This is a genomic window from Bacillus sp. EB V-12 (assembly GCF_056158125.1).
In genome coordinates this window covers 511,034-529,382 of the sequence record NZ_JBUXJL010000002.1, presented here as the reverse complement: position 1 = coordinate 529,382, position 18,349 = coordinate 511,034, and the positions used below count along the sequence as shown (strand labels likewise).

General features: G+C 35.0%; 17 protein-coding genes. 3 read left to right on the top strand and 14 right to left on the bottom strand.

Features of this window, described 5'->3' with window-relative positions:
* Positions 1-97: 97 nt before the first annotated feature.
* The 8 genes from ACZDYH_RS09305 to inhA1 all read right to left on the bottom strand — a co-directional run bounded on the left by ACZDYH_RS09305 (position 98) and on the right by inhA1 (position 11,000).
* On the bottom strand, positions 98-2,290 hold the full coding sequence (locus ACZDYH_RS09305) for an MMPL family transporter (RefSeq protein ID WP_000856409.1): 2,193 nt from the start codon (positions 2,288-2,290) through the stop codon (positions 98-100).
* 110 nt (positions 2,291-2,400) lie between these two features.
* Positions 2,401-3,048: a phosphatase PAP2 family protein gene (locus ACZDYH_RS09300; protein WP_140421610.1), complete on the bottom strand. Its 648-nt coding sequence runs from the start codon at positions 3,046-3,048 to the stop codon at positions 2,401-2,403.
* Between the two features lie 59 nt (positions 3,049-3,107).
* Entirely contained in the window at positions 3,108-4,157 is a 1,050-nt protein-coding gene (potD, locus tag ACZDYH_RS09295) for a spermidine/putrescine ABC transporter substrate-binding protein PotD (protein WP_000772485.1), read from the bottom strand.
* A gap of 38 nt (positions 4,158-4,195) precedes the next feature.
* Complete coding sequence (gene potC, locus ACZDYH_RS09290; RefSeq protein ID WP_000714192.1) at positions 4,196-4,996, bottom strand: spermidine/putrescine ABC transporter permease PotC; 801 nt, start codon at positions 4,994-4,996, stop codon at positions 4,196-4,198.
* A gap of 6 nt (positions 4,997-5,002) precedes the next feature.
* Positions 5,003-5,851, bottom strand: coding sequence for a spermidine/putrescine ABC transporter permease PotB (gene potB, locus ACZDYH_RS09285; RefSeq protein ID WP_000715500.1), 849 nt, complete (start codon positions 5,849-5,851; stop codon positions 5,003-5,005).
* Positions 5,848-6,831, bottom strand: a complete 984-nt coding sequence (gene potA, locus ACZDYH_RS09280; protein WP_000720333.1) for a spermidine/putrescine ABC transporter ATP-binding protein PotA — start codon at positions 6,829-6,831, stop codon at positions 5,848-5,850. Before potA ends, potB begins: the two co-directional genes overlap by 4 nt.
* A gap of 239 nt (positions 6,832-7,070) precedes the next feature.
* The gene (locus tag ACZDYH_RS09275; RefSeq protein WP_025709888.1) at positions 7,071-8,438 is read right to left on the bottom strand and encodes an aldehyde dehydrogenase; all 1,368 of its coding nucleotides are present in this window, start codon (positions 8,436-8,438) and stop codon (positions 7,071-7,073) included.
* A 171-nt stretch (positions 8,439-8,609) separates the two neighbouring features.
* A complete protein-coding gene (gene inhA1, locus ACZDYH_RS09270; RefSeq protein ID WP_001035937.1) occupies positions 8,610-11,000 on the bottom strand; it encodes a M6 family metalloprotease immune inhibitor InhA1 in 2,391 nt (796 codons plus the stop codon).
* Between the two features lie 342 nt (positions 11,001-11,342).
* Between inhA1 and ACZDYH_RS09265 the strand changes: the two genes are divergently transcribed.
* Together ACZDYH_RS09265 and ACZDYH_RS09260 are read left to right on the top strand one after the other, a co-directional pair.
* On the top strand, positions 11,343-11,477 hold the full coding sequence (locus tag ACZDYH_RS09265; protein WP_000276219.1) for an anti-repressor SinI family protein: 135 nt from the start codon (positions 11,343-11,345) through the stop codon (positions 11,475-11,477).
* Between the two features lie 79 nt (positions 11,478-11,556).
* Positions 11,557-11,880, top strand: coding sequence for a helix-turn-helix domain-containing protein (locus ACZDYH_RS09260; RefSeq protein ID WP_000578884.1), 324 nt, complete (start codon positions 11,557-11,559; stop codon positions 11,878-11,880).
* A gap of 66 nt (positions 11,881-11,946) precedes the next feature.
* Here the strand turns inward: ACZDYH_RS09260 and calY are convergent, their stop codons facing one another.
* The 6 genes from calY to ACZDYH_RS09230 form a co-directional block, all read right to left on the bottom strand.
* Positions 11,947-12,540, bottom strand: a complete 594-nt coding sequence (gene calY, locus ACZDYH_RS09255) for a biofilm matrix protein CalY (protein WP_000053714.1) — start codon at positions 12,538-12,540, stop codon at positions 11,947-11,949.
* A gap of 377 nt (positions 12,541-12,917) precedes the next feature.
* Positions 12,918-13,733 carry a DUF4047 domain-containing protein gene (locus tag ACZDYH_RS09250; RefSeq protein ID WP_157418863.1) on the bottom strand — a complete coding sequence of 272 codons (816 nt, stop codon included), beginning with the start codon at positions 13,731-13,733 and terminating at the stop codon, positions 12,918-12,920.
* A 134-nt stretch (positions 13,734-13,867) separates the two neighbouring features.
* Positions 13,868-14,455: a CalY family protein gene (locus ACZDYH_RS09245; protein ID WP_000172852.1), complete on the bottom strand. Its 588-nt coding sequence runs from the start codon at positions 14,453-14,455 to the stop codon at positions 13,868-13,870.
* Positions 14,456-14,515: 60 nt separating this feature from the next.
* Complete coding sequence (gene sipW, locus ACZDYH_RS09240; protein ID WP_048655964.1) at positions 14,516-15,085, bottom strand: signal peptidase I SipW; 570 nt, start codon at positions 15,083-15,085, stop codon at positions 14,516-14,518.
* A gap of 190 nt (positions 15,086-15,275) precedes the next feature.
* The gene (locus ACZDYH_RS09235; protein WP_048538165.1) at positions 15,276-16,562 is read right to left on the bottom strand and encodes a D-alanyl-D-alanine carboxypeptidase family protein; all 1,287 of its coding nucleotides are present in this window, start codon (positions 16,560-16,562) and stop codon (positions 15,276-15,278) included.
* A 151-nt stretch (positions 16,563-16,713) separates the two neighbouring features.
* Positions 16,714-16,941 carry a hypothetical protein gene (locus ACZDYH_RS09230; protein ID WP_000251856.1) on the bottom strand — a complete coding sequence of 76 codons (228 nt, stop codon included), beginning with the start codon at positions 16,939-16,941 and terminating at the stop codon, positions 16,714-16,716.
* A gap of 521 nt (positions 16,942-17,462) precedes the next feature.
* Between ACZDYH_RS09230 and ACZDYH_RS09225 the strand changes: the two genes are divergently transcribed.
* The gene (locus ACZDYH_RS09225) at positions 17,463-18,218 is read left to right on the top strand and encodes a class I SAM-dependent methyltransferase (RefSeq protein WP_069604301.1); all 756 of its coding nucleotides are present in this window, start codon (positions 17,463-17,465) and stop codon (positions 18,216-18,218) included.
* Positions 18,219-18,349 lie beyond the last annotated feature (131 nt).

Sequence of the window (18,349 nt, the reverse complement as noted above, 5' to 3'; positions counted from 1 at the left end):
TTCACCTACTTATTATGTAATGTTCTTATCACATACTATTTGCAAAATGTAGGCTTTGCTATTCATAAAAAATGCTCATCATATTGATGAGCATTTTTTATGATGCTTTTTCTCTTTTTTTTCGAAATGGTAACCACCAGTTCCAGTCTCCAAATAACTTCATTAAGCTTGGTACGAGCATAAGACGAATAATTGTTGCATCAAGAAATATTGCTAATGCAACGCCAAGACCCATCTGCTTTACTGGTAAAATATCAGTAAATGCGAATGCACCAGTTACAACAATCATTATTAAAGCAGCTGATGTAATAATTCTACTTGTTGAAACGAGCCCTTCTAACGTTGCTTGATCGTTATCTCCTGTTTCTTCATAGAGCTCATGAATACGTGAAATAAGAAATACTTCATAATCCATACTAAGCCCAAATACGAGGCCAAAAATGAAGATTGGTAAGACAAACAGAACCGGACTTGCTTCTAAACCGAAATGACCACCTTCAAATAACCAAACAACAATTCCAATGGTTGCACTTAAACTAAGTATATTCATAACAATTGCCTTAATTGGAATGAGTATAGATCGGAATGCAAATAATAATATAACAAAGGTCGATCCAAATATAACAGACATACCAATTACAACTTTATCTTTAATTTCATCTTCTAATTCTTGTTGAAACGTCGTCATTCCGCCTAGATAATACGTAACATCCGTTTCTTTATAGTTCTTTTTAAAGTCACGTACCCACTGTTTTGCAGTCTCTGTACGTGGTTTTGTTTTCAAAAAGATTTCTATCGTCGTCTTATTCCCTTGCGTGTATGCTTCAAATACAGGAGTTAGTTTCGCTGATTCTGGCGACTGCAACATTCCAACAACTTGATCTGCTTTCATTCCAGTTAACCCGTCGTATAAACTTCTTACTTCATGTACTTTCTTATCATCTTTTAACTTTTGAACGACTTCTTCTATCTTTTGTAGACTTTCTTTTTCTTTCATATCTTTTTTCGTCTCTACAACTAATGTAACATCAGCGTGTGTTTTGACAGTTTCATTAAATGCTTCTTCATACTTTTCATATGCAATCCTTGTATCACTCTTTTCAGGTAAAGCTTCAACACCAGGGAACTGCAAATTAGCTGTACGTAACGGTAATAAGCAAATAACAATAAATGTTGTAACAACAATAATCATTGCAATTGGATGTTTCATCACAAATTGTGCAAATTTACGCCATGCTTTTGCCGGCGTATGTGCTACTTGATTCTTTTTTAATATTCTTTTACCGATTAACGATAATAGTGCTGGAAGAAGTGTGAGTGAGAATAAAATACTCATAATGACAACAATCATTCCGCTAATCGCGACAGATTGAATATAATCTATCTTAAAGAAAAACAAACCGGATAACCCAACAAATACGCATAATCCTGAAAATACAATCGCACGTCCTGCCGTTTGATATGTAATTGCTATCGCTTCTTTTACCGTTCGTTTAGCAACTTCCTCTCGAAAACGGTTCACAAATAATAGCGCAAAATCAATAGATAATGCAAGTCCAATCATCGGTGCAACATTTAACACGAAAATAGATAGTTCTTTATCAACACCGATGAAATACAATATACCCATCGTACTAATAACACTAAGCGCCCCATTCAAAATCGGTAAAATTGATGCCAAAAGACTACCAAACGAAAATAGTAATACAAGAAACGCAATTGGTAATCCAATCATCTCTGCTACTTTTAAATCATTTTGCGTTCTTTCATTAATCTCTTTATTAATTTTCGGAAACCCTGTAGGTGTTACTTTTAATGCTATATTACTTTCTTTCTCAATCTCATCAGCAAATTGTAATGTCTTTTCCATTCGTTCCTTATTTGTTTTCCCGGAAAATAAAATTGTCGCATAGCCGATGTCATCTTGTAGCATTTCTTTATTTTGGATTGGGTGATGGAAAGATTCATAGTTCTCTTTCTCTTGAACATTCTTTACAATTTCATTTATTCGCTTTTTAAATTCCTCATGCGAAGCATCTTTATTTTTCTCAAAAACGAGCAGCAGCGTATCTTGAGACTTCTTAAAATCTTTATCTAAAATTTCTTTCGTTTTTTGATAGTCGCCTTCCGTTTGGAAACCGTCACCACCTAATACTCCCGGTAGCTTTGGAGCAAAAATCCCAAGTGCGATTGCGAGCAACAGTAACGCTACAATTACTGTATAACGAAACTGATACAAAAAGGCTCCTAACTTCCCCCACTTATCAACTTTATGTACATTTGTCTTCACACATTTTCACCTACTTTACATAATTCAATTGTCACTTATACTGTATCACATCTTGATATAAACAAAAAACGTCTGGAAAAACTATAATAATAGTTTTTCCAGACGTTTTTCTATCTCTCTTTATTAAGCCCTAATCTCTCAGTAAGTAAACGATGGTAGTAAATCGCGATAATTAACAAAATACCACCTACGCAGTAACCAGCTAAAATATCAGTTGGGTAATGTACATTTAAAATGACTCTACTTAATCCAATCGATAGAATTACTATACCCATCAAAATCGTTGTGACACATTTCCCAGCTACGCTTTTCAAATTAGCAGCAATGATATAAGTAAGAAATCCAAATGTCATAATCGATAACATTGCATGTCCACTAGGAAAACTATACCCAAGTGCATCTAGCGCTTCATTTAATGACGGACGTTCTCTCTTTACAATCTCTTTTATCCCTTTATTCACAAGATGTGTTATTAAAATTCCCATTGGATATACAATCATCGCAGCATAATAACGCTTCTTCCAAAAAACAAGCAAACTTATAACGAGCGTAGCGACTATCCCAATTGCTGATCCCAATTTTGTAAAGCACGAGAAAAATGTAAGAGAACTTTCCGTTTGTAGCCCTCTTACTAATCCACGGACATATGTATCCATCACTGTAACGCCACCTGCATGTACGCGCCAAGCAACAATACCAAATACAGCAAATAACAAACCGATACACATTACCTCATACTTATGTAACTTCTTCTTCAAACGATTTCCTCCTACTATGAAAAAATGCGATTTCTACTTTAGAAACCGCATTTCCTTGCTTATTTACCTTTTGTTTTTAGCTCTGTCCAGTAACGATCATAGTCTTTTAACTTATCGTCTACATCAACAAGCCATTCTGTACGATCTAACTCTTCTTTCGTTAAGAAAATCATGTGATTATCACGGTATTCTTTACTATGAAGAGGATGAGCTTTTTCATTTGGATTACTGTAACCAATTGACTCGTAGTTTTTCACACTTACTTTTTCATCTAGTAAGTAGTTCATAAATTTCTCAGCAAGCTCTTTATGTTTTGCACCTTTTGGAATTGCTAACGTATCAGCCCAAATTGTGCCGCCTTCTTTTGGTACAACATATTCTACATCTTTATTATCTTTTGCGATAAATGCTGCATCTCCAGACCAAACTGTTCCGATCCAAGCATCTTCTGTAATGAATTTTTGTTTAATGTTATCTGTATCAAATGCTAATAAGTTTGGAAGCAGCTTCTTTAAATCATCTGCTGCTGTCTTTAATTGTGCATCGTCTTTCGTACTGTTTGAGAACCCGTGCTTCTTAAGACCCACTCCTAATACTTCACGAGAATCGTTCAGTAACGTTACATGTCCTTTATATTTCTCATTCCATAAGTCCGCCCAGCTTGTAGGTGCTTCTTTCACATACTTTTTATTGTATGCAATCCCTGTTACACCCCAAGTGTACACTAAAGAATATTTATTCTCTGGATCAAACGCAGGTGTTTTAAAATTAGAAACCATATTTTCGATATTCGGGATATTCTTTTTATCTAACGGAGCTAATAAGTCCATTTTCGCCATTGTTTTAACCATGTAATCCGACGGCTGAATTAAGTCATACTTTGCGCCACCAGCTTGTAATTTCGCAAGCATTTCTTCATTACTTGCGTACTTGTCATAGTTAATTTTCACATTATACTTCTTTTCAAAATCTTTTAGCACTTGCTCATCAAAATTGTCAGCCCAACTATAAATATTTAATTCTTCTTTCTTTTCACCACAACCAGCAAGCACACCAGCAACAAGGCTAAAGCTAATTGCTGCGCCAGCTATTCTTTTCATTAATTTCATCGGTTTATTACCCCCTTGTACTTTCTATATCGTTCGTATTATAAAGGAAGGTGTCCTCCAGAGTTTTCTTCACCATCTGCACCTTTGTTCCGGAAGATTTCAGATAGAACCATTAATCCTACGATAGCAACAATTAAAATTGTAGAAAGAGCATTAATTTCTGGTGATACTCCGCGCTTAACCATACTGTAAATGTATAGTGGCAATGTTGTTGATCCTGGTCCTGATACGAAGAAACTAATTACAAAATCATCAATTGATAATGTGAATGTTAATAATGCTGCCGAAATAACTCCCGGTGCAATTGCTGGGAACGTTACATAACGAAACGTTTGCCAAGGTGTTGCTCCTAGATCATTTGCAGCTTCTTCTAAGTCACGTCCCATACTTGAAAGACGCGCAGCTAAAATAACAACAACAAACGAAATACTAAATGTAATATGTGCAATAATAATCGTTGTTTGTCCAAGTTCCATTCCTAACTGACTGAAAAGAATTAGTAAAGATAATCCCATTAAAATATCAGGAATTAAAATTGGTAAATATACAAGGCCATTAATAGCCCCTTCGAAACGATATTTATAACGATGTAAAGCAATTGCAAAGAATACACCAAGTACCGTTGTCACAATCGTTGTTATAACTGCAATCGTAATACTATTTACAAATGCATCAATAACATCTTGTTTTTGAAATAAATCTGTATACCAATGGAATGTAAAACCTTCCCACTCCGCATTAATGCGAGAGTCGTTGAAAGAATAGACCATTAAAACCATCATTGGAAAATACAAGAATAACAAAATTAACCAAGAATAAGAAACTAAAAACTTCTTCATCTTTGCCTATTCCCCTCCGTTCTCATTATATTTATATACTTTCGTTGCACGATAATATAAGTAAATTAACAGAACAGAGAATAGAACAACGATAATCGATAACGCAGATCCAAACGGCCAGTCACGTGCACCTAAGAATTGATTTTGAATAACGTTTCCGATTAATGCTACTTTCGATCCGCCCATCACGTCTGATACAACAAACATTCCGATAGAAGAAACGAATACTAAAATAGAACCAGTCGCAATTCCTGACATCGTCATCGGCACTGTTATATTCCAAAATGCCTTTATTGGTGTTGCTCCTAAATCATAAGCCGCTTCTAGCTTACGCTTATCCAGCTGCTCAATTGCTGCATACACTGGTAAAATCATAAATGGTAATAAAGAATAGACCATTCCGAGTATTACAGAAGGAGTATTATATAATAAATTTAACGGTTCACTAATAATGCCAAGCTTTAATAACAACGTATTCACAAGACCTTGTGAACGTAAAATAACAATCCATGCGTATGAACGAACAAGAAAGTTAATCCAAAACGGGATCGTTGCCAATAATAAAAGAATAGAGCGGTATTTGCGGTCAACAATTGTAATTGTATACGCAAACGGATAACCAATTAATAAACATATTACTGTTGTAATAACTGCGATCTTAACAGTTTCCCATAACGTTCCTAAGTACAATGGATCAAATACACGGGATATATTCTCCAGCGTAAATTGCATTTCTACTGTCCCGTAAGCTCCGCGCTGCATGAAGGCGAATCCTAATACGAATACGAGCGGGATTAGGAAGAAAATTAACAGCCACGCGACTGTAGGTAGTGCGAGTAATTTCCCTTTTTTCAATTTAAGGTCACCTCGTCCTCTTGCTCCCAGCCTACATATACATTATCTCCAATGCTCCACTGCGCTGCCTCTTCAGCAGTTTGATATGCCATTAGTAATTCTGATGTTTTCTCATCACGTACATAAAGCTTCTCCATATTTCCGACAAACTCAATATCTTCAATATGTCCAAGATGGTATTCTTTTAAAATTGGTTCTTCAACCGAACGTACTTTTACATTTTCAGGGCGAATTGCTACATAGCCTTCCCCGTTCTTCACAATATTATTTTCACCGATGAATGTCGCAACGAACAATGTTTTCGGCTTATTATAAATTTCTTTCGGCGTTCCGATTTGTTCGATATGTCCTTTATTCATAACGACAATACGATCGCTCATGCTCATTGCTTCTTCTTGATCGTGCGTTACGTATATGAACGTAATTCCTAAATTACGTTGTAAGTTTTTCAATTCACGTTGCAAGTCTTTTCGTAACTTAAAGTCAAGCGCTCCAAGTGGCTCATCTAATAGTAATACACGCGGATTATTTACAATCGCTCTTGCAATTGCAACACGCTGCTGTTGTCCACCAGAAAGCTTCGCAGGTTTACGATTACGGAACTCAAGTAACTGCGTTAAACGCATTGCCTCTTCAGCACGCTCTTTCTGCTCTGCTGCTGATACTTTCTGCATTTTCATACCAAAACAAATATTCTTCTCTACTGTCATATGTGGGAATAGTGCGTAATGTTGGAACACTAGGTTCATATGACGCTTATATGGCGGCAAATCGTTAATTCTTTCATCATCTAATAAAAGATTCCCTTTAGTTGGAGTTTCAAATCCTGCGATCATACGAAGTAAAGTCGTTTTCCCGCAGCCACTCGGCCCTAAAATTGTTAAAAACTCTCCCTCTTTAATATCTAAAGAAAGAGGTGGGATAATCACTTGATTTCCAAAATGTTTTTCAACTGCTTCAACTTTAATAATCTTTTTCATTTTCCCGTCCTATCTACCTTAAATTTTAAATTTTTATATTCATGAATAAATATTTATGTTCTATAGACTATTTTTTGTTTCGATCCAAACAAAAATGGTTATTTAACAAGCGTTCGTTTCTATTCTTTATGTAGTATGTTTGATTCATTTTCGCATGATACATAACGTCGAACAGAAAAACCCCTTCCATTGCGAAGGGGCTATTATCATACGGCTACGCCTACTGATAAACACCATCATCATTTTAACAACTTTCGTATGAATTTTAAAGCACTTTTTGTAGAAGAGTAACGAATTTTCATGTCGAATGCTGTAGATTGGGCTAAAATGCTTTTATAATGTGAAAAAGTCCGAAAACTTTCTTTCCCATGATAACCCCCTAATCCACTACTTCCAACACCCCCAAAAGGTAAATATGGCGTGGCAAGATGATAGACAACATCATTAATACAGCCTCCACCATATGAAATATTACTCGTCACTTTCTTTTGTACTTCTTTATCTTCAGAAAATACATATAACGCTAACGGCTTCGGATGTTGCTGGATTGTGCCAATTACATCTTCTATGTTGTCGTACTCTATGATTGGTAAAATCGGACCAAAAATTTCATCTTCCATAACAGTATCTTTCCATGTAATATCCGCTAGTACTGTCGGTTCAATATGTAATGTATCTTTCTTATAGTTTCCACCAATTACGACTTGACCATCTTGTAAAAATCCACATAATCGTTCGAAATGGCGCTCACTTACAATACGCACATAATTTTCATTTTGCAAAGGTTCTTTACTATACTGCTCTATAATTTCATGTCGCAGTGCCTCAATTAGCTTTTCTTTCACGGAAGAATGCACATACATATAATCAGGCGCTACACACGTCTGCCCCGCATTTAAAAACTTACCCCAAACAATTCTTCTTGCTGTCATCTCTATCTTTGCATCTTTATGTACAATACAAGGACTTTTCCCGCCAAGTTCTAAAGTGAGCGGCGTCAACTGCTTCGCTGCTGCTTCCATTACAACTTTTCCAACGCCAACACTACCAGTAAAGAAAATATAATCAAACGGTTCCCTCAGCAAAGATGTACTCTCTTCAACGCCACCTTCTACTACCGCTACAAGCTCTTCTGGGAATAATTCATCTAACATTCTCTTAAGCACTTTTGAAACGCTTGGTGTTAACTCTGACGGCTTTAAAACGATTGTATTTCCAGCTGCCAGTGCTCCTACAAGTGGTGCAATTGCTAATTGAAAAGGATAGTTCCACGGTGCAATAATAAGCGTCACACCATACGGTTCTGGCACTACTTTTCCTTTTGATCCAAAATGAGTAAGTGCTGTTCGAACTCGTTTCGGTTTACTCCACGATGAAATATGTTTCAATTGAAAGGAAATTTCTTTTAATACATATCCAACTTCCGTTGTAAACGACTCGTGAACTGACTTATTTAAATCTAATTTCAATGCCTGAAATATTTCTTCTTCAAAATGCTGAATGCCTTCATAAAGCTTCTTCAAATTATTCTTTCGCATTTCGATGCTTCTCGTATGCCCTTTTAAAAAATATTCCTTTTGCCTACTTACAATAGAGGAAATACTCATTCACTCACCTTCTCCCACTATTTTTATCCAATTCTTTCATTATTTATATAGACTTCATATATAACAAATTTCTATTCTTAAGGTTACATTATATATGACTTTTTCAGCTATATAAAATTCATTGCTCACAAAAAAACTACCGAAAGAAAATCTCTCGGTAGTTTTACAGTATTAACGATATAAACGAACAGCACCTGCAGAATTATCATCAGCTTGTCCTACTACTTCAAACTTCAGACCAAGCTTCGGTAAAATACGTCCTGCATCTGGAATCTGTTGATTAATATACGTTTTAGAATCATCAAACTTCGGTACACCTGCTAAACCATCATACGTATACGTTCCACGCGTTGGAGATACGACTTTCCAAGCTGGCGTTTTATCAAATGAGAACGCCGCATCTGCGATTTGGAATCGTGTACTACTTTCCACTGTCGGTTTACCATTTAAAGTTCCTACAATTGCTTCTGGATGAGAATCAACTACACCTAGGAAACCGTGTCCTGGATGTACACCAACCCAGTTATCTGTATAAGCTGAATCTGCATACCATACGACCATACCAGCGTTATATACTGGACCACGTGCAAATTTTAACGCGTTATCTGAACCAGCATAGTTTCTCCACTCAACATAGTAGTTATGGCTTTTCTTCTCTGTTCCGTTAGAAACAGCAAAACCATCTAATTTGAATTGTGGCGTACCTTCTGCGTCATCAGAGAATACTACTTTATCATCTACTGTTAATGAAGCATTATCAAGTAAGAAACCATTTAATGCTAAACCACCATCAGTAATGTAATCAAATGTTAATTTTACTTTCTTACCTTTGAACTGGCTTAAATCATATGATTTGTCAATCCATTTTCCATTTGTCGAATCTGCATTTCCACTATTTGCTTTCTCACCAAGTCTTTCAATTAACGTTTGTTGACCATCTTCCGTTACAGCGTGTACTTCAAGGAAATCATACTCTGCTTCAATTTCATATAATGATTTGAAGTCAAATTTTGCAGTCGTTGCATTTGTTAAATCGAACAGTGGTGTTTCCATCTTCGTATGAAGATCATCACCTTTTGTGCTGTAGTAATACTGTTTTCCGAATGCCGGTTCAATTGTTTTTATATCTTTGTCTGGTAAGTTAACACGAATCATACCTGGACGGTTAGATTTCGTAACACTTTGGTCTAAATATGTTGCTAGGCCGATACCTTTATTTAATTTCTCGTAATCTACTTCTACGATATTTGCCCAGTTACCACCGATTGTTTTTTGGAAAAACTCTTTATTTTGTGGTGATAAGCTCGTTGGTGTTGTACCTGCAATTTTACCAGCCCAGCTTCCGCCACTCATGATAGACCAAGCTTGAATTGGCTCACCAGCACCGCTATATTGTGTATCATACTCATCTGGTAAACCTAAATCATGACCATATTCATGCGCGAATACACCAACTGCTCCATCTTCTGGTTCAATTGTGTAGTCGAACGCTGCCATCTTTCCACCCCAATATGGAACTTTCGCTTGTGTACCTTCAATTGCGAATGGTTTTGGTCCAACTGTCCAGCGATGTGACCAAATTGCATCATCACCTAATTTACCCCCACCTGCTTCTTGTCCAACACCTGCATGAATAATCATTAAGTGATCAATTAAACCATCCGGTTGATTTTTATTTCCATCACCATTTACATCATATTGATCAAATTGATCAAACTCTGATAGATCAAGACCGCTATCTACAGCTGCTTTTAATGCATCTTTTACTAAATCACGTGGGCCTTTTGGTCCTTTATTATCATGACCGCCGCTAGCAGCATCTGCACCGTAATCAGCAGCTTTACCAGGAACTGTTAACCATTTTGTAACTGTTCCGTCCACTGTGTAACTACCACCAGATTGCTCTTCGTAATATTGTTTAAACGTTTCAATTTTACTTCCATCATCTAATGTAAACGGCTCGTTGCCGAATAACATTTTTTCATAATGTTCTTTATTAAAATCGTTAGAATACATATATCCAGGCTCTTTGTCGATATTATTATGTTTAAAGTCAGCGTACTCTACAAGTAAAACGAGTACTTTATCTTTACGAACTTCACCGTTATAGTCTTTTTGTTTCGCTGGAGAAGTTGGTACTTTACCATTTAGACCGCCTTTAACTGGGCCTGTCGCTGCAGGTGTTCCTGTTGCAGGGTTATCTAATTTTTCTTTCGTGTCTGCTTTCGCATCTTTCACTTTCTTTAAAAAATCAGATGCTTCTTTCGTAAGTTGATCCCCATTCGGTACTTCTTTCCCAGGATTTTCACCCTTTTTGTTCTCTACATACTTTTCGACAGCTTTCTTTGTTTCTTTCTCTGAAGCTGACGAATCAATTACCCCACGTTTTTTTAGCGCATCTGCTAAACGTTCTTCCGGAATTAAGTGATCATCAACTGGGCTCGTAGCCGTTTTATTCGCAGGCGTTTCAGCATATGCAGATTGAGTGCCAGCCCCGAATGAAAGGCCTAATACAGCTGTTAAAGCGATTGATGACAAAACTTTGAACGGTTTCTTGTTCATCCCTTATTTCCTCCCCTAATAAATAATATGTATTACAAATTGAATTTTATTAAAAATTCAATATTTTTTCAATATTTAGTCATATTATGTAATATTTTTAATATATTTGTAAAAATTTCATAGTTAGCATACGAATATATCACAATTCAACAATGTTTTCTGAAAATATTGAAAGTTTTTATCGAACAATTTATAATTTCCATAGAGGGAGTTTAATGGGGATTTTATCTTTGTTTCATCTACACAATATTTGATAATTCACTATATAAAACACAAAATCCAATTGCATTATCATGTATTCTGTAGCAGCAATTATGACCGATAATTAGGGAGGAATTACATTTGTACAAAGATAAGACAGACGCACTGGATCAAGAATGGATTGATTTAATACTTGAAGCTCTAGATGCTGGTATCGCCATGCAAGACATCGAGCAATTTTTCCAACGTATGAAGCCATCCAGTCAGGCTCAATAGGTTTGTTCTTTTTAACGAAGTTTATGTTATAATAATGACATCATAAGACAACTACATATTGATAGAAAGGTGCGCAAATATGATTGGAGAACGTATAAAACGCCTTCGTTTACAAAAAGGGATTTCATTAACTGAACTTGCCGAAAAAGCTGGCGTTGCTAAATCTTACATTAGTTCTATAGAACGAAATTTACAAAAAAACCCTTCCATTCAGTTTCTTGAAAAGATCGCAGCAGTTCTACAAATTCCAGTTGATACTTTACTTCATGATGAAACAACAAAGGAAACTAACCTAGACTCCGAATGGACACAACTCGTTAAAGATGCAATGAACTCTGGTGTCTCCAAAGAACAATTTCGTGAATTTCTTGAATTTACAAAGTGGAAGCAAAATAATAAATAGAAAGAAGTGCTTACAAGTAGCACTTCTTTTTCTTTATAAAAAAAGCGGGGGATACCCGCTTTTTTATTATTTTTCTTCCCCAGCTTCTTGGTTAGCATTGAATGTCCATTCTAAATTCAATGTATCACCTTGGAAGATATTTTGATCTTTTCCATTATCTACAAATTCAAATTGTACCCATAGATAATCCTCTGTACCAGCTGCTAATCCACCCTTTTCTCCCCACTCAGGAGCAAAGATGTCTTTAGCTAAAAGATCTGGATCAACTTTTTGTAAGTCTGCTAAAGTTGTTTCGTATACAGGCTCACTTTGTTTATCCCAGTTCCAAAGGAATTTTACTTTAACGTGCTTACCAAAGTCTTCACCAGCATTATCACCTTTTGCATCTTTAACAGTATACTTTGTTGCTAATTTAACATCTTTAATAGTTAACGAACCGCTGTTTTGTAATAAGAACTCTTTCTTAACAGAATCCCCTGGTTTTAAATCTTTAATATCTACAAGCGTCTTAGGGTTTAATGTAAGGTCTAACGTCCCAGCTGCAAATGTATTGTTTGATACTTCTTTATCGCTAAAGAATGCAAATGTTCCTCCACCAATTAAAGCTAACCCCAATGCTGCTGATGCAACTCCCATACCTAATTTCTTTTTCAGACTCACAATCAATTCCCCCTAGCTTTTTTTTATATTTTTATCACTTATTTTTCAATAAGAGATGTAAAGAAAACTATATTAGCTTAGCTAATATGTGTTCTTTTTTAAAAACCTTATGTTCATTATAACGAACAACCCTATATAAACACAACACATATTTATTAATATTTTCAGTTATTTTTATTTCTCAATATTATTTAGACTTTTCAGAAAAAATGATGATAATTTATAACTTTTTTCACACTCAAATCATTTAATACTATAAGAAAAAAGAAAAACAAAGAGGTGAGGGCTAACGTTCCCTCACACTCGTATAAATATTACTAGTCTTGCTTATTCGTTCACTCTCTCTTACACCACATTCTTGTTTTCTAGCTGTTTCACTAAAGCAGTTCCTCCGCTTTCTTCTGCTCTTCTAGCTTTTTCTGTTCTTCCGCTTTCTTTTGCTCTTCTACTTTTTTCTGTTCTTCTACTTTTTTCTGTTCTTCTACTTTTTTCTGTTCTTCTACTTTTTTCTGTTCTTCTACTTTTTTCTGTTCTTCTACTTTCTTCTGTTCTTCTACTTTCTTCTGTTCTTCGGCTTTCTTTTGTTCTTCTACTTTCTTTTGTTCTTCGGCTTTCTTTTGTTCTTCTACTTTCTTTTGTCCTTCCGCTTCAATTGCAACGTTTAATTGTTGCTGAAGAGCCTGAATTTGCTCATCAATAGCTTTCAAGCTAATTTCTTTCTCAATATAGTCACGCTTCTCTTTGATACTGCGAAAGCCTTCATTTACATATATGGACACTTGCTGCATCGACTCATCTTTATTTACCTTTAATTCTTCTTGTATTTGATTGTAAGGAGCTTCTATTTCAGTATATACATTTTGCAGAGCTTCCTTCTCAGCAACAATTTTCTCACGCCCTTGTTGCCATACAGAAATCGCCTGTTTTATTTCTTCAATAGAAGTTGCTTTCGATTTCCCCTTCATCGTTCCATACTCACGCTCAATAAACTGTTTATGTTTCTCAGATTGCTCTTTTAACGTATTAACTGTTTTCGGAAATATAATTGCTGTAGAAAGCGTCGCTTCTACTTTCGTTTCATGAATGAACGCCGCTTCTGTATGCGTCATAATTTGAGATCCTAAATAAAACGTAATAGAACACATACACGGCAATATAAGCATCTTTTTAAAATTACGCGGTCTTTTCAGCATCTTAATCTCTCCCATCGAACATTACGTTCTTTATACAGAACATTATCTATATTATAGTAAAGAACTATTAAAATTGATAGACAAATACTAGAAAAATAGAAAAAGGGCTATCCATGTGATAGCCCTTTTTATTATTATCTTTCTTCACCTGCTGTTTGTTGTGCATCAAACGTCCAATTTAATTGTAACTTATCGCCTTGGAATTGATTTTGATCTTTTCCATTATCAACGAACTCAAATTTCACTTTGAATTTATCAGATTTACCTGCTGAAATACCTTTTTCATCCCAGAACCAAGCCGATAAATCATTATCTACAGCTGTAAGTGTGTCACCTTTTAATTTATCTAAAGTAGTTTGTTTCACAATTGTCTCATGCTTATCTACATTTTTTAAGAATGTTACTTTAATATGTTTACCAAAATCATCTTTATTATCTTTCTTTACATCTTCTACATTATAATCTGTTTTCAGTAGAACCTTTTTAATATCTAAAGAGCCTTTATTTTCTAGTTTAAATTCTTTTTCAATTGTATCCCCAGGCTTTAAATTCGATACGTTAACAACTGTTGATGGATTTAATGCTAAATCCAGTGTTCCAGCCGCAAATGTATTGTTTGACACTTCTTTATCACTGAAAAATGCAAATGTTCCTCCACCAACTAAAGCTGCTCCTAATACTGCTGATGTAATACCCATTCCTAATTTTTTCTTTAAAGTCATGTCCATATCCCCTTAATATATATTTGTTAACTTCCTAAACGGAAAGTATAACCAAACGAACTAGACGGATTGTTCTACTTTTTTATCTTTCTTTTCTCCGTCAATGCTACGAATAGCACCAAAAATAGAAATAGCGGAATAACCAAGCAAAAAGACTCCTGGAATAATAAGAAGTAATGCTGCTCCTGCTTTCGAATTCGCATAATTCAGTAAATAACCAACATATGGAACTGTAATATCTGCATACTTTCCAACTACATTTTCTGCAAGTACTGGCTCTAAATCTGGTCCGTTGTTGTTATCCCCTTTTGTTTCATACATTACTTTTCCATTTGTATCTTTCACACCGATAATACGGTGAGTGATAATTTTTTGATTTTTCTCTTTAAAGGTAATAACATCACCTTTTTGATATTTAGAACCATCTTTGTTTGGTTCTATTGCAATGATTGATCCTGTTAAAAACGTCGGCTCCATTGATCCTGAAAGAACGCTCTTAAATTGATATCCCATCACTGTCGGATCACCACCGCTTGCTTTTGAAGAAATAACTACAAAAGCTAAAAAAACCATCAATGCAAATAAAACAAATGAGATCGCGTTGCTAATTATCTTCCATATTAATTTCATCGTCTCTCTCCCTCTCCGTTGTTTTATATTATTTGAAGTATGCAATATCCACTTTGTTCTTTAACAAGAACACAAGTAAATGATATAACGAACTTTAAGTTATTGCAATAAGAAAATTTACAATTATTAGTTATTTAAAATATAGAAAAAAGACTGTGCCAAAATTTTACACAGTCTTTTTATTAGTAATTTATTTACCTTCTGATTTCATTCCTTTTGTATTTCGGCGCAACACTACATATAAAATTGCTCCAAATAATACAATCGCACCTATCCCAACACTTATTACTTTCATATTTGAGTCTTTTACTTCAGGCATAGTTGTATCTTTTTTAGGCATCGCAAAAGTGACATCTTCTGTTGAAAGAACATTTACCGTCGCAATTGTTTGATTATTTTTCGTAATATCAACTGCACCAACTACCTCACCACGATGTATTCCTTTATGATATAAAGATTCTTTATCTAATGAAGCCGCCCGGAAAATAGTTTTCACATTTTTCCCTTCATCTTTCTTAAGCATAAGCTCTGCACTTTGTTCCAACTCAGAATTAACATCTTTATTTAAATATGTTGTTTTTTGATGCCAATTATGTTTATCAAGCACCATTTGCTTCGTAAATTGACCGAAAGAATATTCCGCCATCTGCTTCAAATCTTCATAAATTTCAGGTCTTTGAGAAGCCATTACTACGCTTATAATACGATTTCCATCTTTCTCATTTAATAAAACAAGTGTATTACGCGCTTCATTCGTAAACCCTGTTTTACCGCCAATGCTATATGGATTTTCAAAAAAATTAGATTTATTAAAAATAGACACCGTCTGCATAGACGTCGTAACTGTCGTTCTTTTCGTATTCATCGCTTGTAAAATTTCAGGATACTTTTGCACACCCTTCGTAATCATAGCCATATCATACGGCGTCGTATAATGGTTCGGATCATGTAATCCATTCGGTGTTACAAAGTGGCTATCTTTCGCCCCTAATTGCTTCGCTTTCTCATTCATCATATTAGCGAAATTCTCAACACTCCCGCCAATCCGCTCCGCAATCGCATACGACACATCATTCGCACTCAGCACCATTAAAATCATAAGCGCAGTATTTCTATTAATTGTCTCTCCAGGTTGAAACTCAATTTGATAATTACTCTTCTCTTGATCTAATGCTAATTGTGAAAATGTAAATTGATCCTCTGGCTTTGTATGCTCCATGAGTAAAATCGCTGTTAACACCTTCGTCGTACTAGCAGGATATGCTCGGTGATATGCGTTTTTATCATACAAAACATCTCCTGTTTTCGCATCAATTGTCGTTGCAAACTGACTAAAAACATTCGGTCCTTCCGCAGGTGGTGGTGCAACTTGTTCTGGATTTACTCCAATATTCGTCTCAGCACGCAATGTTATGGGCGTCAAAAAAAACGAACAAATAACTGTAATAAAAACCAAAATTTTCTTAAAATTTACCATATGACTCTCCCTTTTCCATTTACTCCTTAACAAAATAATAAATCTACCAATCATATGTAATTTGTATTATATTGGAAGAAATTTCACTATTTTTTACTATATCATACTTTTACGATAAAGAACATAAATATACAATAAAAATAAGAAGGAATTACTCTTTCTTATCCTTCTCATCAATCAACGAATCTATTAACTTTTGACTAGCTTCCTCGGGCGTAATCTCATCTGTTATTCCCATAAACGACCAACCTTTAGAATCGACCCACTCAACAAACTCTTGTAAAAATTCATCATGTGTAACATCCACATCAAGAATCGATCCATTAATCGAAATCGTTCTATTTTTAGACACGCGCATCTTGAACGTTTTTCTTACCATTACAACTTTTCTCCCTCTACTTCTGAATATTTATAAAGTGAAACTTTCATCAACCCTCACGAATCGGACTTTTACGGGCATTCCAACCCGAACCTAACTTCTTTACTTTTGCTGAATTTCGAGGTAAGGGATCTTACTGCCCGCAAATAGCGAGATAAAATAATCATGTATCTCTGTTATACATGATTTTCAGTAAATTGTAAAAAGGATATATTGGCCAATTTAAATAGCAAAAATAAAAATCTCTTACCTACGTAAACGTAATACGACATACAATCGCTCATAAATTATTAAATAAATCCATAAAAATATACACTTTAAAACATAATTGAGTAAGCCATTCTAGTCTTTTGGAAGATATTATCTAAAATAGTATACTAAACGGATAAAGGATATTTGAATAAAGAAACTGAGGCCCTCTATTTAGCTGGATTCTTAAGTTGTAGACTTAAAGACTGATGCCTGAATTCATATTTAATTTCTATTTCTGTACATCATATCGTAAGAAAGAAGGTAGTACTGTGAAAACAACAGAAAATTTTACTGACAGGGCCGATATATATGCAAAATATCGCCCTAGTTATCCTAATGAATATATTGATTACTTGCTTTCAGCTAACCAACTGAAAGGGAATCGGATTGTAGCTGATATTGGTTCAGGTACGGGGATATTTAGCCACCAGCTGCTTGAAAGTGGTTTACATGTTATTGGAGTTGAACCAAATGATGATATGAGGAAGATCGCTGAGCAATCGTTAAAACTATATTCTCGTTTTCAATCCATAAAAGCAACTGCTGAACATACCACTTTAAAAGAAAATAGTGTAGATTTAGTAACTGTTGCCCAAGCATTTCATTGGTTTAATAAAGAGGCTTTCAAAATCGAATGCCAACGAATTTTAAAACAAAAAGCAAATGTTGCACTTGTTTGGAATAGTAGAGATTTAACTAGTCCACTTATTAAAGAGAACGCAGAAATTTGCCAGAAAACCTGCCCAACCTTTAAAGGATTTAGCGGTGGAATAGATGAAACTCCAGAAGTATTTAACAGCTTTTTTAAAGATGGAAAGTATGATTTTAAAGAATATCAAAATGATTTACTTTTTGATTATGAAGGGTTTTTGGGAAGGAATTTATCAGCATCTTATGCTCCGAAAGAAAATGACGAACAGTATAAAAACTTTATTTTTCTCCTATCAGAGCTATTCGAAAAATACAGTAAAGATGGAAAAATTATTCTCCCGAATTTAACGCGAAGCTATCTAGGCAATGTATAAACAGCCTGATACAAAGAGACTTTGAACGTAATTAAAACAAGCCTAGCCCCTTCCTGAATGTAGAAAGAGGTTAGGCTTGTTTTGCATTTTACCACATCAAATTCAAATGACTTTCGTACAATAAAGTAGAA